Genomic DNA, 17,308 nt, shown 5'->3' with positions numbered 1-17,308 from the left:
TTTTACTTACGGATAGTATTTTCCAATAAATCTAAAATACCTTGTTCATCATAAGTAGTGAATTTTTGGTCATTGATCGTTACTAGAAAATCAGTATCGTCATTTTCAAAAATTTCATCGGTACTCAAATCTTTGCCAAGATTATTACCAAGTATCAGTTTAACCAATGTATCAATAACATGGACCGAGCTAGCTAATTCGTGACGAATAATATCTTGGTTCATTCCTGAAGATATTTTCGTGATCATCCAGTGATCATGACTGTAGGCAAAGTCAAAGTTATAAGTGTTGATCTGATTTTGCTCGGACAGTTCATTTTCAATGATCTCACGAATTTCTCTTTTACCGGATTCGGACATAAATTTGTTGTATGAACTGATTTCATAACTCTTATCTCCAACCATCTTCCGAAAGATTACTGATGGTACGGTGAAACTTTTGCCGTCAGATACCACAATGACGCGCATCGTGATATCAGCTTTTAAGTCCAGCGACTTGATAGGCTTAGTACTGATTTGAAATACTTCGTTATTTTCAGTGTCTTCTTCACTGAGAGTTTTCGAAAAATCGATTATTTTAAAAATTTGTTTTTCATGAATCAAATTGAGATGCTGCAATTCCATATGTGGGTCGGCAATTTCATATGCAACATTGCGAATTTCTAATGGTGCACTCCAGGGTTCGCGACCGATGATAATTGCTTCTAATCCATTTTGAGTGATTGATTTGACTAACTGCAGCAGCACAAATTGTCTGACCATGATGTTTCGTTTAGAAGTAATGATCGGTGAACGAACGACAATTTTATTCCGTTCAGAAAACTTTAAGTCATTGCTAATGCCGCTAGTGACGAAAAAGTTCTGTTGATGCAGTTTATCCATATTTACCGATACAGATTTTTTGCTTTTGACAACAGTCTTAGTAACGACATCATCGCGATCCAACAGTAATTTGCTGTACCCTACACCTTTGACTCCCATGCTAACGAGTTTTTCGATGTTATCTTCATCGATCTCATCGTCACGGATCAAAGCACTGTTGTCTTTGATATTTTTTAAAGCCACTAAATAAGGAATTGTGATTCCAGTGACTTCCGAGAGTACTGGCAATTCAAAGTCACGCCTGATGGCTTCGACTAAAACGTCGAGCATCCAATTAGTTGGATGAATAATTTTTTCAAAAAGTTGGTCATCGTCCATTTGATGCAATTTCTCATAGCGATTTAAGGTGTCGTTCAATTTGTCGTTCAAAGCACCCTTATTGAAAACTTCTTCTATGCTAAAACCACTGACAATGATACTCGAATCTGAAGTTTTGCTAGGTCCAATATATCTTTGTTCAGTAGTGTTCCACTGTGGGAATCTTGAAGTAATGTGATCCATAAAAGGCTCACTGGCACCATTAAAACTATTTCCAGAATCTAGTTGCAACTTGTCTAGTTGATATCCTAAATTGAGTTCAACGCTGACCGTTGCTAAAGGATAACTAGTTGCGTATTCCAAAAATTTTGTTTCCTCGCTCAGTCTGGGAATAAATTCGGTGATATAGCATTCTCCAGACTTATGATTGTAAGCAAAATGAACTGTACATACACCAACAATATTAAAAACTCGAGCCAATTTGATTGCTAAATTTCGTAATTTCTGAAGTTTAGAATCATTTAATGAAAGTGCGGGCGAAACCAGGTTGGAATCGAGATGATGGATACCGATCGGTTCAACGTCTTCAATTGTTCCGATCAATGCCGAGTTGTCGAATCGGTCACGGACAACTGTGCAAGAATATTCGCTAAATCCACGAATACTACGTTCAATTTCAATTTTGGCATTTTGAGAATCTTCCAAAGCCATAAAATTATCTAATTCAAATAGGTTATTAATATTGGTCCATCCACTTGAATGTCGATTTGAGAATCTTCTTCTGGCAATGATTGGAAAACCGATTGATCGAATGAAGTCATACAATTCGTCTTCATCGTCTGAAGAAATAAAATTGATGACCGGCAGATCATTTTCATTCAGTTTACTAATGAACATTTCACGTTTAAAAGTACATAGCGAAGCAAAATAATCGGTCCCCAATACTTTTGTCGAAGATATCTTTCCGTTCAGACCAGAAATGATACCTAAGGCATTTTTGTCGCCGACGGTTGGCAATATCGCATCAGGATGAAATTGATCCACGTATGCCAAGATATTTTCTCCATTAACTTTTTCGACGACAATTCGATCGAAAAAGTCACTAGAAGATAATAAAGATGTCGGGTTTTCCACCATGATCGTGGTTTTGTACCCTAATTTATGCAAAATCTCTGCAGTATCGTACAAGGCAGTAGAAAGATCGACATTTTTATCACTATTGGTAGGACCAATAATCAAAATGTTATGAATTCCACTTGTAACCAAACTACCTACTCCAATCTTGGTTCTTGATGGAATGTATCAAATCGATAAATTCATCAAAAACATAATAGCCGTCAGTTGGTCCTGGTGCAGCTTCCGGCTCAAATAAAACGCTGATAATTGGCAAGTACTCGTGACGAATACCTTCAATGCTTCCATCAGCGACACAAATGTTGGTAACGATAAAATCTGATGATCCAATTGACTTTTGATCAATCGTATACGAGTGATTATGATTAACAAAATCAATTTTGCCACTGGCAACTTCTTTGACCGCCAATGAGGATTCGTGGTGTGGTTGTTCCAATCGAGTGATTTGACAATCATTTGCCAAAGCAACAAGAAAACTTCCAAGTCCAATTCCCAAGATTGGAAATTGTTTTTGCAACGTTTTGATGTTTTCAATGGTCTTGGGAAGATCGTTGGGATCACCAGGCCCATTTGAAAAAATTATTCCGTCAGGATGTAAATTAGCAATTTCTTCAGGTGTTGAATTGTAGTTAACAATGACTGAATTACAATCCCGGTACGATAACTGTCGTAGAATGGAATATTTCAATCCCAGATCGACGATAACCATTTTCAAACCAATATTTGGATTTGGATATGATTGTTTAGTTGAAACCTGTTTTACTAAATCTGATGGCAATACTAGAGCTTTGATCTGGTCGATAGCATGTTCATCATGAGTGTCCATGATTGATGCTTTCATTTCGCCATGTTCAAAAATATATTTTGACAAGGCACGAATATCGACGTTTTTAATGCCAGGAATATTTAGGCTAGTGATCCAATCTTCAAACGGGATCGAACCATCGACGCTATCGGAGCTGCTTGAACCAATTACAACGCCTTTGCATTGGTAGTTAATTGATTCATAAAAGTCACGATTAATACCTGAACTGCCAATTCCAGGGATTGTAAAGGCAATGATCTGTCCTTCTGCATCCGGATCGGTAACAGATTGTTCAATTCCAGTTCGATTATTTGATACTACCAACTGTCCGGTGGTAATAGCTGACGATCCGAAACCTTCGCCAGGGAAAACTGTTCCATCTTCTAAAATTAAATAACGTTTCATTTTCCCAACTCCAATTAATTACTCGATTTCGACTTTGTCTTCTCCATCGATTTCTTTCATGAATACTTTAATTTTTTCACGTTGAGAAGTAGGAATGTTCTTGCCAACGAAATCTGCACGAATTGGCAATTCCCGATGTCCTCGATCGACTAAGACTGCCAATGAGATCTTTTTAGGACGTCCAGATTTCATAAGTGCATCCATTGCAGCACGGATAGTTCTACCAGTATATAAGACGTCATCAGTTAAAATTACGTGTTTATTAGTGATGTCGAAGTCTAAAGGTGCAGCTTTGAATTCCTTGCCATCCTTATCATCTTCGTTAACGTCATCCCGATATGGAGTGATATCTAGTTCTCCAACTGGAATGCTGATGTTTTCGAGTTGTTTAAGTCGAGATTCGATTCGATGTGCAACGAACACTCCACGTGTTTTAATACCTACTAGCACCAAGTCCTCAATACCCTTGTTACGTTCAATTATTTCATATGTGATCCGTGTTAGTGCACGAGTCATGGTTTGACCATCAATAATTTCCTTTGCCATAGAAAAACTCCCTATCCTAAATAAAAGCTAGGACGACTGCCCCAGCTTTATTTTTTCGTATTAACCAAAATAAAATTCTCTTAACGTAAGCTATAAATAATTTTACCAAAATCATATTAACGTTTTTAGATTAAATTATGTTGATTTGCGTGTCAACCACGCAATTTTTTAACAGTATCTTGAAAGATCTTAGGTGGTTCAACTGAAAACTGCATCCATTCATGCGTCCTTGGGTGATCAAACCCTAAAGTCTCTGCATGCAGGAACTGACCATGTCCTGGCAATGTATGCTTAGGTCCGTATAGAGGATCTCCTGCCACCGGATGGCCGATGTATTGCATGTGAACACGAATTTGATGAGTTCTACCAGTTTCAAGTTTTAGTTTTACCAGCGAATAGCCTTCAAATTGTTCGATGACTTCAAAGTGCGTGACTGCATGACGACCATCATCAACAATTGCTTGTTTCTTACGGTCGTTTTTGGCACGTCCCAGTGGAGCGTTGATCACCCCACGTTTTTCCTTGAAATTGCCATGAACGATTGCCACGTATTCTCTGAGGTTAGTTTTATCTTTCAATTGTTTCATCAATGATTGTTTTGCGAGATTATTTTTGGCAATCATCAACAAACCAGAGGTATCTTTATCGATCCGATGAACGATTCCTGGTCTGATCATATCATCGTCATTTATTTGACTATGATACAAAATGGCGTTTACTAGTGTTCCATCTGGATGACCAGCTGCTGGATGAACAACCATCCCTTGCGGCTTATTAACGACCAAAACGTCTTGATCTTCATAAACAATATCGATCGGGATATCTTCAGGAACTGCCTCAATCGGTTTTTCTTCTGGAATGGTAAATGTTACGACATCCCCAGAACTTAACTTATAGCCAGCTTTAGTGACAACATTATCGTTGACTGAAATTTCGCCATCTTTAATAAATTTTGTGATTTGCGAACGAGATAGCTCGTCCATTTCTTGGTCAACGAATTTGTCTAAACGAATTTTGCCTTCGTCCTCAAATTTTAAAGTAATTAAATTATTTGCTATTTTTTTCACCTGCTGTCGAACGGAATAAGTAAATCAGTAGCAAAATCACACCAACGGTGATGTAAGTATCTGCTAAGTTAAAAATTGGAAAATTAATAAATTGTAAGTTGAACATATCAATAACATATTGTCTGGTGAATCGATCAATTGCATTGCCGATGGTTCCTGCAAATAGGAACAGCAATGAGAAACGATACAAATACTGATTTTTTTCAGATTTGATAAATAGATAGATCAGTACAACTACAGCAATCGCGGTAATGATGTAGAAAAAGTACATCTTCCCTTCCATCATGCTCCAAGCAGCACCAGTATTTCTAATGTTAGTTAATGACAAAATACCAGGGATAAATTGTTGTTCCCCTAATGACGGTACATTATAAAATACGTAAAACTTCAAGGCTTGATCTCCGATTATCAGGCCGATCAATACAATTAAATATACAAAGGGCATTAGAACAATCCACTTATCCTTCCAGTATTGTCAACATCCATATTCAATGCTGCAGGCTTGCTTGGCAATCCAGGCATGGTCATAACATTTCCAGTTAATACAACGATAAATCCTGCACCAAGCTTTGGAATCAATTCTTTAACATGAAGCGTAAAGTCTTTGGGACTTCCCAATTGTTTTGGATCATCACTTAATGAATATTGCGTTTTAGCAATACATACAGGCAGATCATCCCAAACGTTATCCTTCAAAGTCTTTAGTTGTTTACGTGCTTTATCGGAATACTCAACGTTATTGGCACCGTAAATCTCTGATGCAATTGTTGCAATCTTTTCTTCAGTAGTTTGTTCATCTTCATAAAGACGCGTGTAGTTAGCTTCTTGTTCAGTCGCTTTGATAACGGCCTTAGCTAGGTCAACTCCACCGGCACTACCTTTATGATGGATCTCAGTGAGTTGAACATCAACGCCAACCTCATCACAGAGACTTGTCAATAATTTGATTTCTTCATCAGTATCTGTTTCAAATCTGTTGATTGAAACAACCACTGGCACGTTGTAATATCGCATATTTTGGATATGACGTTTTAAGTTCTTAAATCCTAAAGTCAACGCTTTGAGATCTTCACCCTTGAGATCGGCTAATTTTTGACCGCCATTGTATTTAAGTGCTCTGATCGTAGCCACAATAACAATGGCATTTGGTGCGTGATTGAGTTTAGGAGTGACGATATCCATGAACTTCTCGCCACCAAGGTCAGCACCGAAGCCACCTTCAGTGACAGTATAGTCGCTGAGTTTCATGGCCAATTTTGTAGCTAAGATACTGTTGCAGCCGTGAGCGATATTGGCAAAAGGTCCACCATGAATAATAGCTGGTGTATTTTCAAGAGTTTGGACTAGGTTAGGCTTTAAAGCATCTTTTAATAGCATCGTGATTGCGCCCTCGACATGAAGGTCACGAACAAAGATCGGCTTTCGATCATAAGTATATGCAATCAAGATACTAGCGATGCGTTCCTTTAGATCGTCGATGTCTTGTGCTAAACATAAGATCGCCATTAATTCGCTGGCAACGGTAATTTCAAAATGCTCTTCTCGCGGAATTGAATTGATTGGGCTGCCAAGTCCAATGACAGTTCCACGCAATGCACGATCGTTGATATCTAACGCACGTTTCCAAATGATCCGACGAGGATCAATCCCAAGTTCGTTGCCTTGATGAAGATGATTGTCGATCAATGCGGCTAATGTATTGATTGCACTAGTTAAGGCGTGCATATCGCCGGTGAAGTGCAAGTTGATATCTTCCATTGGAACTACTTGAGCATAACCGCCTCCAGTAGCACCACCTTTGATACCCATTACTGGACCTAATGATGGTTCACGCAAAGCAAGCATAGTTTTCTTGCCTAAGCGTTGCAATGCATCAGCTAAACCAATTGCTACAGTGGATTTACCTTCTCCAGCTGGAGTTGGATTGATCGAAGTTACCAAGATCAATTTGCCATCGTCATTTTTCATTGCTTTGTTGATACCTGAACGGCCGATTTTTGCCTTATAGTGTCCGTAAGGTTCAATATCAGCAGAGTCCAAGCCGACTTTTTCGGCAATCTCGTTAATATCTTTCATATTATCGTGTTCATTAATTTGTGCGATTTCAATATCGCTAGGAAATGCCATTATTGATCACCTACTCTTTTTTTAATTTCTTCAAGCACCTTAGTGGTTGAGGTTATCTTGACTGGAAAATAATCATGGTTGTCAAAATCAAATTCCAACTGAAATTTGTTGGTTGATCTGACAGAAACATTTTTTAGATCAAAGCTACGCGTGCGGTGGTAATTTGGCGCTTTGATAATTATCTGATTATCAGAGACCTTGATCCAGGAACTCTTGATGATGTAAAAAATGTAAACTAACCCAATGATCCAAATCAAAATGGGGATAACATTTAAGCTAAATATTTCCAATTGCAAAATCACCCCGAAAAAGATGATAATGAGTGCAACTGACCAAAGTATGATACCCCATGCCCCAGTGGGCTGAATGTAGTACTTTTTCGACATAAAATACCCCCGAAAGGTTTAATTGACATGATTAAATTGTACACCGACGCAGGATTAAATACTAATCAAAACTTAGCTGCGATCGCCTACGTTTACAAAACTGAAAACGACTCTCAAGAATTCGTTCGACGAGAAGATAGCAATGATAATCACTACCTAGAATTTTTGGCAGTCGAGGTCGCTTTAAAAGATATTTTAGACAAAGATTTGCAAGATGACATTATCCAGTTACACTCTGATAGCAAAATCGTGATCGACAGCATCAATAAAAAATATTCGAAGCACTATCAAGCACAAGTGGATGTGATTATGCCCATGCTAGAAAAATTTCCGATGTACTTTGCGAAGCATATTTCTGATAAGGATAATCGTGCTGCACATTCATTAATACATCAAGAATTAATTCATTTAAGAAAATCATAAGTATACTTATTATCAAATCCTTTTTTGTTGTGATAATATTAAATCGCTTACAAATATAAGCAAGGAGGGATTTTTGTCATGTACTATGTTCTTATGAAAGATCGCGACATTCGTGATAATTTAGCTACTGAACAATATTTGATGAACAATGTTGAATTCGATGAACCATTGGTGCTTTTTTACATTGAAAAGCCTTGTATTATCGTTGGTCATAACCAAAACACTTTGGAAGAGATCAACAGCGATTACGTAAAGGATCATAATATTACTGTTACTCGCCGTATTTCTGGTGGTGGCGCGGTTTATCAAGACCTTGGCAATTTATGTTTTAGTTTCGTGGTTGATTCTGACGACAAAAACTTCGGTGACTTCAAGTCATTCACCCAACCTATCGTTGATGCATTGCACGATATGGGTGCAACTACTGCCGAGGTTTCTGGTCGTAACGATTTACTTGTTGATGGCAAGAAATTCTCTGGTAACGCAATGTACTCCAAGAATGGCAAAACATTCTCTCACGGTACCCTTTCACTAGACGTTGATTTAAGCGTCCTTACAGAAGCTTTGAATGTCCCTGCTGACAAGATTGCTTCAAAGGGTATTAAATCGATCAGAAGTCGTGTTACTAACCTCAAGCCTTATCTGGATGAAAAGTATCAAAATTTGACGACTGAACAATTCAGAGACCGTCTATTGCTTGAACTATTCCATGCTGACAATATTGAAGATATCAAGGACAAGGAATACGTCGTAACTGACGAAGACCAAAAAGCAATCGACAAGATCAAAGAAGATTATTACTACAACTGGGATTGGGTTTACGGAAAATCTCCTAAATTCACTGCCAAACAACGTAAGCATTTCGATATGGGTACAGTCGATGTTAGATATAACGTTGAAGATGGCAAGATCGAAAATGCTGAGATCTATGGCGATTACTTTGGAATGAAAGATGCCAATGATATCAAAAAAGCTCTTTTAGGCGTTAAATTCGACCGAGACGAAATTTTATCCGTCCTCGCCAAATTTAACCTAGACGATTACTTCAAGGGCATCCCACAAGATGAATTAAGCAAATTATTTACTCCATAAATTTAACCGCAGCTTGAGTTTTCTAAAACTCAGGCTTTTTTTGAAGGATGGCAAATATGTATTTTTATAGAATGAAATCAAATGATATCCGTGATAATTTAGCTACTGAACAATATCTGATGAACAACGTCGACTTTGATGAGCCACTAGTGCTTTTTTACATTCAAAAGCCCTGCATTATCGTTGGCCACAATCAAAATACACTTGAAGAAATAAATTCTGATTACGTCAAAGAGCACGATATTACCATCACGAGGAGATTCTCCGGTGGTGGTGCTGTTTACGATGATTTGGGCAATGTTAGTTTCAGCTTTGTAGTCAATTCAGACGATGACAATTTTGGAGATTTCCAAAAACTTACCAAGCCGATCATCGATGCTCTAAAGGATATGGGTGCAACGACCGCCGAAGTCTCAGGACGAAACGACTTGATGGTCGATGGCAAGAAATTTTCTGGAAATGCTATGTACACTAAAAACGGAAAGATGTTTTCTCATGGTACCCTCGCCTACGACGTGGATCTATCTGTTTTGGCAAAAGCTTTAAATGTCCCCAAGGACAAGATCGAATCAAAAGGAATCAAGTCAGTTAAATCAAGAGTTACTAACGTAAAGCCTTACTTGAAGCCAGAATTTCAGGATCTGACAACTGAGCAGTTTCGAGACCGTTTGATCATGGAACTGTTCCATACTGATGATTTGTCAAAGATTGCCGACAAGGAATATCAACTAACCGATGCCGATAAGGCAGCAATCAAGAAACTAAACGACGACTATTATTACAACTGGGATTGGGTCTATGGAAAATCTCCTGATTTTACGGTCAAGAATCGTAAACATTTTACGATGGGTACGATCGACGTTAGATATTTAGTATCAAACGGAAAGATTGAATCAGTTGAGATCTATGGCGATTATTTTGGCAAAAAGGATTCGCAGGATGTTAAAAATTTGTTAGTCGGGACTGAATATAATTCAGATAAAATTACTCAGCTACTCGAGTCGATCGACTTAGATCAATATTTCAGCGGGATCCCCGCATCTGATGTGATAGACTTATTCAAATAAAAAATCTCACCTATTCTTGAATTCAAGAAGGTGAGATTTTTTCGTTCATAAACACGTAGGAGTATCCGTTAACTATGATAATATTTTGGTTGAGAGGAATTTATTATGATCAAAATAGAACAATTAAAACAAGATATCCAATTGATAGATATTTCTTCAAAAGTAAATCTTGATAGTGAAGACCGAACCAAACTGATTGAAAAATATAATTTGACTAATGAAATTTTAGATTACGCTGATGACGAAAATGAGCGCGCTCGTTTGGAATTTGATGATGTTAACCAAATCTGGCTCGTGGTATATTATGTCCAAAATGAGTTGTCCAAAGAGGATTCTACAAAGGCTACCCGACCAGTTGCCTTGGTAATCAAAGAGAATAAATTATTTTTATTTACCAATAAATACACGCATTACGTTAAAGACTATATCATGAGTGCTGATAATCACTTTCCAGCTGATATCGAGGATCGAATCTGGGCCTTGATGTTCAATTCGTTTGACCGGATCTCAGATGATTTTAGCGATACCATCAATGACATCAATAATCACCGAGATAGGATCCAAGCTCACATCGAACGACGCAAAACTAATTACACGCAGATCATTGATTTAGCCAACTTACAAGATTCAGTGATCTATGTTAGTTCTGCAATCAACAGCGACTACAGCGTGGCTCGACAGATCGATACGATTGCCAATAGCAAAGCTGAAACGGTCAATTTGACTGACAAGACTAAAGAACGGCTGCATGACTCTGTGGTTGAAATTGAACAAATCAAAGATGAAGCTGATTTAGCTTCTGATGTTATCGACCGAGTATCAAACACCAGTAATAACATTTTGGACAACCAAGTCAACAACACCATGAAAGTATTAACCATCTACACGATCGTTCTCAGTATTCCAACGATCGTTTCAGGTTTTTATGGGATGAATATGGGACTTCCTGTTGCAGACAAAAAATGGTCCTGGGTACTGTCGATTATCATTACAATTGCCATGATAATTTTCGTACTCTGGGACCTTCATCGTCGAAATAGTTTATGATGTTATCTTTCTGTAGCCCAATATTGATAATAATCAGTTCTGATTGAGCCATTATATAATTTACGTTTCTTAGTAGCTTTTTTACCGTAGTATTGTTCAAATTCCAAATCGCTAGTAACGATGTACTTGCTCCAAGAAGGACCGGCTGCTTCAAAGACGTCCCCCATTTGTTTGTAAAGTACGCGGACGCTTTCCATGTCGCTCATTCTTTGTCCATATGGAGGGTTAGAGATTATTACGCCATCTTCACCTTCGATTTTTAAGTCCTTGACTGCGATTTGCTTGAAGTTAATATCATGCAATACTCCAGCACCATGAGCATTGAGTTTAGCAACATCGATCATTGAACCATCAATATCGCTAGCAAAAATATTTAATTCAGGAGCGACCTGCAATTCTTTGGCCGCTTCTTTTTCTTTCTCTAAAATCTTGGGATCAAACCAATCAAAATTTTCAAACGAGAAATGTCTGAGCATCCCTGGAGCAATATTTTTTGCTAACAATGCTGCTTCAATCGCGATGGTACCAGAACCTGTGGTAGGGTCGACAAAAGGCATATCTGCATGCCAGTTTGTAAGCATGATCAATGCTGCCGCAAAGTTTTCTTTCATAGGAGCAGCACCATGTTCAATTCTGTATCCACGTTTATATAATGAATCGCCAGTTGTATCTAGTGTAACTTCGACAACGTCTTTATGGATCCGCGTTTCAATTTGGAAGGTTGCACCTGATTCAGGCAAGCGACCACGACGTTTATAAACATCAGACATTTTGTTGACAATAGCTTTTTTAGTGATTGCCTGGATATCACGTTCAGAATGCAATTGCGACTTGACAGTCCTTGCTTTAATTGGAAAAGCAGCATTTAGTGGCAACCAATAATCCCAGTCGATGTCGTTGACTTTATCAAAAAGTTCTTCAAAACTTCGTGCTTCAAATGTAGCAATAACTACTTTGATACGGTCAGCGCTGCGTAGCCAAAGATTAGTCTTAGCAATGTCTTCATAGTCGCCTTCAAAATAAACTTTTCCGTTTTCAGTAGTTACATCATAACCAAGATCTTGTAGTTCTTTTTTAGTAATTGATTCAAAACCACTCGACATAGTCGCAATTAATTTCATATTTGTCCTCTTTTTTAAGAAAGTTAAATTTACGTACAAAAAAAGGACGAGCAAGTCGTCCCTCACCAGATAAATTTCTATAGGCCACGTTCTGTTCGAGTATCGGCTCGGTCTTCCGATACAGTCAGTAATCATCTATCTACAATTAAGCCTTCACAGTAGATTCATTTCTCGTTATGAAGCGCCCCTACCAAAGTTTGGGTTGCCAGCTCGTGGGGTTTACCTCGTTCCACTATCAAGGTTTCCCTTGATACTTCGTCTCTGTGGCACTTTCAAGCTATTAACACATAGAATTAACCTTAGTGCTTTCACTGCCGTTACCATAAGGTACCTTAGCTTATTAGGCTAAGCGCGAACACTACAAGCATCTCAGCTCGTGCTGGCGTGGACCTTCCTCAGCCTAGATAACTAGACCGCGATTACTCAAAATTTACCAATGCAAGTATTATACCTAAAATTGGCTTACATTTCCATTGTTATTTAGATTTGGATTGAAACTTCCCATATTTTGACGTCCTGCATCAAAATGATTTGGGTTTAAATTATTAGGATCAGTGGTATTATTATTGTTCATATTTGACATATCTGGGTTGATCTCGTTATGTCCGCTCTCAAATGGATTATGAACATTACTATTGTTCATATTGTTATTTGGAACAGCGGCAGAAGCAAATTGCTTCACAGTATCGTCATTCTTAGTAGTGTTCACATTTTGATTTGATACACCGTTAGCAAAGTCATGACCAAAAACATGTTTTTCAAGATTAGAGATACGTCTTAAAATATCGTATGTTGAGGCATCAGTCTTTGATGCAGTATTGTTCATGTTTGACATAGTAGAAGCTTTTGGTTGAACTGGAATAGTTCTGCTAGTTCTTCTAGTTGTTTGGTTTTGAGTTTGGTTAACATTGTTGGCTGCTTGATTGTTTTGAGGCATTGAGTTCAATTGTGATTGTAAACGATTGTTCTCGGCCTTTAAACGATTCAATTCGCCAGAATATGATTCATAATCTTTGATGATGCCATCTAAGAATTGATCAACTTCAGCTTGGTCATATCCACGCATCTTAGTTTTGAATTCTTTTTGTAAGATATCGTTAGGTTGGAAATTCAAGAAGAATTTACCGGCGTTATTTTGTGGTTGTTGTGGATTAAATCCATTTCCGTTCATTTGATTCATATTGTTCATTGTTTGCACCCCAATTGTATTTATGTATTCTTGTATTTGTAAAATTACTCTTCTGACAGGTTGTTTGCAAAATCCTGCATTGCATCGAAGTCTACCAACTCTAAGGAGTAATCATTCCCCCTATCAATGTAATCTTTCATTGCTGAATAATCATACTTAGGTTTTCCACCACTGTCTGGATCATAAAAAATCAATGAGCCATCAGTATGCTGCAGCATAAAATTCTGCCAAGTCCTGAGCTGTATACTTGAATGATAACCTAAAGTAGTAATTTTATTGACATAGTCGGCATTTCTTAAAAAAATATTTAGTAATGACTGATTTGACTCGTTCCACTGGTCTCCAAAATTTGCGAATGGCAACATTACAGCATGTTTGATATTATAACCCTTATCCTTAACTTGCTGAACCACCGGACCGATATATTGTTCAGTCCCTAGTTGAGCACCAGTAATAACCCATTCGGTGCCCTCTTCGGCATAATTGATCAATCGCTCATATAAGAATTTTTTAATTACTTCAACTTTTGGATCATCTGGTTTAAACACCCCAAGTTCATAGGATCTATAACCCGTGACCCACAAATTCTTGATCATCTAGATCGCTCCAATAATTTATATTTCTTCTATCATGGTATAATTCTGAAAGTAGGAGTTGATATATTGAAATTTAACTACCCTGACGGACGTAAGTTTAAACAACATACAGAACCGTCAAATCTCACTACTACAGGTGCTAAGAAGGTCATCTTTGGTGACCGTGGCATGCGTTTAGAAGATGAGATAAATGAAAGCAATAAGTATTATCGAGCACACGATATTGCAGTCATCTACAAGAAACCGACGCCGATTCAAATTGTGAAAGTTGATTATCCCAAGCGAAGTAAAGCAGTAATAAAGGAAGCATATTTTCGCCAGGCGTCAACGACTGATTACAATGGAGTCTATCAAGGACATTATTTAGATTTTGAGGCCAAGGAAACGACCAACAAAAATACTTTTCCTCTCAAGAACTTTCATCAGCATCAAATCGATCATTTGCGTGCTTGTGAAAAGCAAGGTGGGATTTGTTTCGTAATTATCAAATACGTCACTCTCAAAAGATATTTTATCATGCCTGCCCAAAAACTGTTCGTTCATTGGGAAGCCCAGAGAAATGACGGACCGAAATCCATTCAATTGTCAGAAGTGGTAAACGATTCTTATGAAATTACGGCAAATTACAATCCGACTTTGCCTTACATTGAAACTATAAATAAATTAATTGAAAGCAGAAAGGAGAAATAATGAATAATACACCTAATAATCCGAATACTCGTAAAGCTTCTTCTCCTTTCAAAAGCCTGATGAAGTGGATCGGTATTTTGTTAGGAACGTTAGTCACTATTTTTTTAGCAATATTTGTTTTTTACGCCTTCAAAGCACCTGCAATTAGTCAAGAAACACTCCAAAGCGGAGGTTCTTCAACAATTGTAGATTCTAAAGGAAATCAAATTGGTTCTTTGGGATCCAATAAACGAAATTACGTGACGATCGACAAAGTTCCGCAACAAATGCAAGATGCAGTTATCTCAATCGAAGATAAAAATTTCTATAGTGAAACTTTCGGAATTGATCCAGTCCGAATCGTCAAATCTGCCTTCAACAATGTCTCTAAAGGAACATTGCAAGGTGGAAGTACCTTAACGCAACAATTGATCAAATTAACGGCTTTTTCGACGGATGCTAAAGATCAGACCTTCAAGCGAAAGATGCAAGAAGCCTGGTTAGCAATGAAAGTCAGCCATGATTATTCAAAACAACAAGTTCTTGAGTTTTATGTTAATAAGGTTTATATGAATAATGGTATTTACGGCATTGAAACTGGTTCCAGATACTACTACGGCAAGTCTCTTAAGGAACTAACCTTGCCACAAATGGCGCTACTAGCAGGTTTGCCTAATGCGCCTAGCGATTATGATCCATACACTCATCCGACAGAAGCTAAGCAACGTCGCGACCTGGTCCTTCGTGCAATGTATGATAACGATAAAATTTCGAAGTCTCAAGCTGAGGAAGCCATTGCCACACCGATCGATGATGGTTTGCAGCCATTCAAAGAAAATACTACTGGCAACGATGCTGATAAGATGATGACCGATCCATATATCAAAGAAGCTATCTCAGAAGTTCACGATAAAGGTTTTGACCCCTACCGTGACAACTTAAAGATCACCATCAATATGGATTACGATGCTCAAAAACGTTTGTATAACATCGTAAATTCTTCTAATTACGTTCAATTCCCCGACTCAAAAATGCAGGTCGGAGCTTCGATCGTTGATCCTAACAATGGTAAAGTCATTGCCATGATCGGTGGTAGAAAACTCTCAAACATTCAATTTGGACTTAATCGAGCAGTTCAAACTTCTCGTAGTAATGGATCAACTAATAAGCCAATTCTTGATTATGGTCCAGCTTTTGAATATCTGAACTGGTCAACTTATCATCAATTGGATGATGAACGTTACGTCTACCCTGGTACTGATATCGTCTTAAAGGACTGGGATCAGACTTACAAAGGCCAAATGAGTTTACGAGAAGCTTTAGTCACATCTCGTAATGTTCCTGCTGTTAAGACTTTAGATGCGGTTGGTTTTGAAAAAGCCAAGGCCTTCTCTAAAAAATTAGGCATTACTATCCCTGATACCTCAGGTACTTCTGCAGGTATTGGTACCGATGCCTCTAGTTTGCAGGGTGCAGCTGCTTATGCAGCCTTTTCAAATGGTGGAAATTATTACAAGCCAACTTATGTTTCAAAAATTGAAACAGCCGATGGTATCACCCATTCTTATCACTCAGAACCAAAACGTGTTATGAAGGCTTCAACTGCTTACATGATCACTGACGTTCTTAAGGGTGTACCTACTAGTGAAGGATTTGCAGAATATGCAGCAATTTCAGGATTGCACCAAGCTGGTAAAACTGGTACCACTAACTATTCTGATGATGCTCTAAAAGCTAATCCAGATTTGAACGATACGGCCAAAGATTCTTGGTATAACGGAATCACGCCAAACTATTCTATAAGTGTCTGGACAGGTTACGATTCGCCAAATGCTCACGGTGTTTCCGCAAACTACCAGGACGTCGCTGGTAAAATTTATAAAGCTGAGATGCAATATCTCAGCAAACAAGTTACGAACAAAAATTGGAAAAAACCTAGTTCGGTCGTTTCACTTCCAATCAGAACAGGCGGATCAGCAACTCCAATCGTAGCTTCCCCACGACTTCCATCGAATATGTACACTACTGAGCTATTCGTTCGTGGACATGCACCAAACAATCCTTATAAGGGTGAATCTTATAGCTCCAGCAGATCATCAAGTTCAAGTTCTGAAGAAGAAGTAATTCCAAACAGAAGAACTAATACTGACGATGATGATACTGAAGACAACACAAATACTAATGAAACCAATGGAAATACCAATACTGGGGATGGCACGTTGAATAACGGAAATTCTACTAATAATGGCAATTCCAATAATAATTCTGGTACCACTACTACCCCACCTGCTACAGGCGGAAATACTGGCGGTACTGGCAACACTGGTGGAAATACTGATAATACTGGTAGCAATACAGGTGGAACCGGGAATACCGGTGGAAACACTGGCAACACTGGTAATACTGGTGGTACTCAAGGAAGTAACACACAATCAACTCAAACATTTGATCCAGAATAAACGAAAAGCTCGAAGTAAGGAATCTTTCCTACTTCG

15 protein-coding genes, 1 other RNA gene and 1 pseudogene are annotated in these 17,308 nt (G+C 38.1%); 6 read left to right on the top strand and 11 right to left on the bottom strand.

Going from position 1 to position 17,308, the window contains the following annotated elements:
- Positions 1–2: 2 nt before the first annotated feature.
- The 7 genes from LKF16_RS01920 to LKF16_RS01890 form a co-directional block, all read right to left on the bottom strand.
- Entirely contained in the window at positions 3–2,405 is a 2,403-nt protein-coding gene (locus tag LKF16_RS01920; protein WP_291468147.1) for an ATP-binding protein, read from the bottom strand.
- A 1-nt stretch (position 2,406) separates the two neighbouring features.
- Positions 2,407–3,483, bottom strand: coding sequence for a carbamoyl phosphate synthase small subunit (locus LKF16_RS01915; RefSeq protein ID WP_291468145.1), 1,077 nt, complete (start codon positions 3,481–3,483; stop codon positions 2,407–2,409).
- Positions 3,484–3,501: 18 nt separating this feature from the next.
- Complete coding sequence (gene pyrR, locus LKF16_RS01910) at positions 3,502–4,029, bottom strand: bifunctional pyr operon transcriptional regulator/uracil phosphoribosyltransferase PyrR (RefSeq protein WP_291468143.1); 528 nt, start codon at positions 4,027–4,029, stop codon at positions 3,502–3,504.
- A 152-nt stretch (positions 4,030–4,181) separates the two neighbouring features.
- A complete protein-coding gene (locus LKF16_RS01905) occupies positions 4,182–5,087 on the bottom strand; it encodes an RluA family pseudouridine synthase (protein WP_434735173.1) in 906 nt (301 codons plus the stop codon).
- Positions 5,077–5,541 (bottom strand): signal peptidase II, encoded by a 465-nt coding sequence (lspA, locus tag LKF16_RS01900; RefSeq protein WP_291468139.1) that lies wholly within the window; start codon positions 5,539–5,541, stop codon positions 5,077–5,079. The genes LKF16_RS01905 and lspA overlap by 11 nt, the downstream gene beginning before the upstream one ends.
- Positions 5,541–7,223 carry a formate--tetrahydrofolate ligase gene (locus LKF16_RS01895; RefSeq protein ID WP_291468137.1) on the bottom strand — a complete coding sequence of 561 codons (1,683 nt, stop codon included), beginning with the start codon at positions 7,221–7,223 and terminating at the stop codon, positions 5,541–5,543. Before LKF16_RS01895 ends, lspA begins: the two co-directional genes overlap by 1 nt.
- Entirely contained in the window at positions 7,223–7,609 is a 387-nt protein-coding gene (locus LKF16_RS01890) for an EbsA family protein (RefSeq protein WP_291468136.1), read from the bottom strand. Before LKF16_RS01890 ends, LKF16_RS01895 begins: the two co-directional genes overlap by 1 nt.
- Before the next feature lie 27 nt (positions 7,610–7,636).
- Between LKF16_RS01890 and LKF16_RS01885 the strand changes: the two genes are divergently transcribed.
- The 4 genes from LKF16_RS01885 to LKF16_RS01870 all read left to right on the top strand — a co-directional run bounded on the left by LKF16_RS01885 (position 7,637) and on the right by LKF16_RS01870 (position 11,238).
- Positions 7,637–8,032, top strand: coding sequence for a reverse transcriptase-like protein (locus LKF16_RS01885; RefSeq protein WP_291468135.1), 396 nt, complete (start codon positions 7,637–7,639; stop codon positions 8,030–8,032).
- A 78-nt stretch (positions 8,033–8,110) separates the two neighbouring features.
- Complete coding sequence (locus LKF16_RS01880) at positions 8,111–9,124, top strand: lipoate--protein ligase (protein WP_291468133.1); 1,014 nt, start codon at positions 8,111–8,113, stop codon at positions 9,122–9,124.
- 56 nt (positions 9,125–9,180) lie between these two features.
- Positions 9,181–10,191, top strand: coding sequence for a lipoate--protein ligase (locus tag LKF16_RS01875; RefSeq protein WP_291468132.1), 1,011 nt, complete (start codon positions 9,181–9,183; stop codon positions 10,189–10,191).
- A 105-nt stretch (positions 10,192–10,296) separates the two neighbouring features.
- Positions 10,297–11,238: a magnesium transporter CorA family protein gene (locus LKF16_RS01870; protein WP_291468131.1), complete on the top strand. Its 942-nt coding sequence runs from the start codon at positions 10,297–10,299 to the stop codon at positions 11,236–11,238.
- Between the two features lie 2 nt (positions 11,239–11,240).
- On the opposite strand, the gene LKF16_RS01865 is transcribed toward LKF16_RS01870, so the two are convergent.
- The 4 genes and pseudogenes from LKF16_RS01865 to LKF16_RS01850 form a co-directional block, all read right to left on the bottom strand.
- Positions 11,241–12,359 (bottom strand): THUMP domain-containing class I SAM-dependent RNA methyltransferase, encoded by a 1,119-nt coding sequence (locus LKF16_RS01865; protein WP_291468129.1) that lies wholly within the window; start codon positions 12,357–12,359, stop codon positions 11,241–11,243.
- Between the two features lie 75 nt (positions 12,360–12,434).
- Positions 12,435–12,790, bottom strand: an RNA gene (gene rnpB / locus LKF16_RS01860) — RNase P RNA component class B.
- Between the two features lie 323 nt (positions 12,791–13,113).
- Positions 13,114–13,425: pseudogene (locus LKF16_RS13115) on the bottom strand (DivIVA domain-containing protein); the annotation flags it as partial.
- 167 nt (positions 13,426–13,592) lie between these two features.
- Positions 13,593–14,144, bottom strand: a complete 552-nt coding sequence (locus LKF16_RS01850; protein WP_291468125.1) for a DUF1273 domain-containing protein — start codon at positions 14,142–14,144, stop codon at positions 13,593–13,595.
- A gap of 66 nt (positions 14,145–14,210) precedes the next feature.
- Here LKF16_RS01850 and recU point away from each other — a divergent pair, with 66 nt between their 5' ends.
- Both recU and LKF16_RS01840 read left to right on the top strand, forming a co-directional pair.
- Complete coding sequence (gene recU, locus LKF16_RS01845; protein ID WP_291468123.1) at positions 14,211–14,834, top strand: Holliday junction resolvase RecU; 624 nt, start codon at positions 14,211–14,213, stop codon at positions 14,832–14,834.
- The gene (locus LKF16_RS01840) at positions 14,834–17,272 is read left to right on the top strand and encodes a transglycosylase domain-containing protein (RefSeq protein ID WP_291468121.1); all 2,439 of its coding nucleotides are present in this window, start codon (positions 14,834–14,836) and stop codon (positions 17,270–17,272) included. The genes recU and LKF16_RS01840 overlap by 1 nt, the downstream gene beginning before the upstream one ends.
- Positions 17,273–17,308 lie beyond the last annotated feature (36 nt).

It is taken from the genome of Companilactobacillus sp. (genome assembly GCF_022484265.1).
Classification (GTDB): domain Bacteria; phylum Bacillota; class Bacilli; order Lactobacillales; family Lactobacillaceae; genus Companilactobacillus.
Note: the sequence above shows the minus strand (reverse complement) of the source record. Positions and strands in the feature narration are given on the sequence as shown.

Excerpts from the sequence above, each read along its gene's own strand:
- LKF16_RS01915 (WP_291468145.1), bottom strand. The coding sequence starts at position 3,483 with ATGAAACGTTATTTAATTTTAGAAGATGGAACAGTTTTCCCTGGCGAA.
- pyrR (WP_291468143.1), bottom strand. The coding sequence starts at position 4,029 with ATGGCAAAGGAAATTATTGATGGTCAAACCATGACTCGTGCACTAACA.
- lspA (WP_291468139.1), bottom strand. The coding sequence starts at position 5,541 with ATGCCCTTTGTATATTTAATTGTATTGATCGGCCTGATAATCGGAGAT.
- LKF16_RS01895 (WP_291468137.1), bottom strand. The coding sequence starts at position 7,223 with ATGGCATTTCCTAGCGATATTGAAATCGCACAAATTAATGAACACGAT.
- LKF16_RS01890 (WP_291468136.1), bottom strand. The coding sequence starts at position 7,609 with ATGTCGAAAAAGTACTACATTCAGCCCACTGGGGCATGGGGTATCATA.
- LKF16_RS01885 (WP_291468135.1), top strand. The coding sequence starts at position 7,637 with ATGATTAAATTGTACACCGACGCAGGATTAAATACTAATCAAAACTTA.
- LKF16_RS01880 (WP_291468133.1), top strand. The coding sequence starts at position 8,111 with ATGTACTATGTTCTTATGAAAGATCGCGACATTCGTGATAATTTAGCT.
- LKF16_RS01875 (WP_291468132.1), top strand. The coding sequence starts at position 9,181 with ATGTATTTTTATAGAATGAAATCAAATGATATCCGTGATAATTTAGCT.
- LKF16_RS01870 (WP_291468131.1), top strand. The coding sequence starts at position 10,297 with ATGATCAAAATAGAACAATTAAAACAAGATATCCAATTGATAGATATT.
- LKF16_RS01865 (WP_291468129.1), bottom strand. The coding sequence starts at position 12,359 with ATGAAATTAATTGCGACTATGTCGAGTGGTTTTGAATCAATTACTAAA.
- LKF16_RS01850 (WP_291468125.1), bottom strand. The coding sequence starts at position 14,144 with ATGATCAAGAATTTGTGGGTCACGGGTTATAGATCCTATGAACTTGGG.
- LKF16_RS01840 (WP_291468121.1), top strand. The coding sequence starts at position 14,834 with ATGAATAATACACCTAATAATCCGAATACTCGTAAAGCTTCTTCTCCT.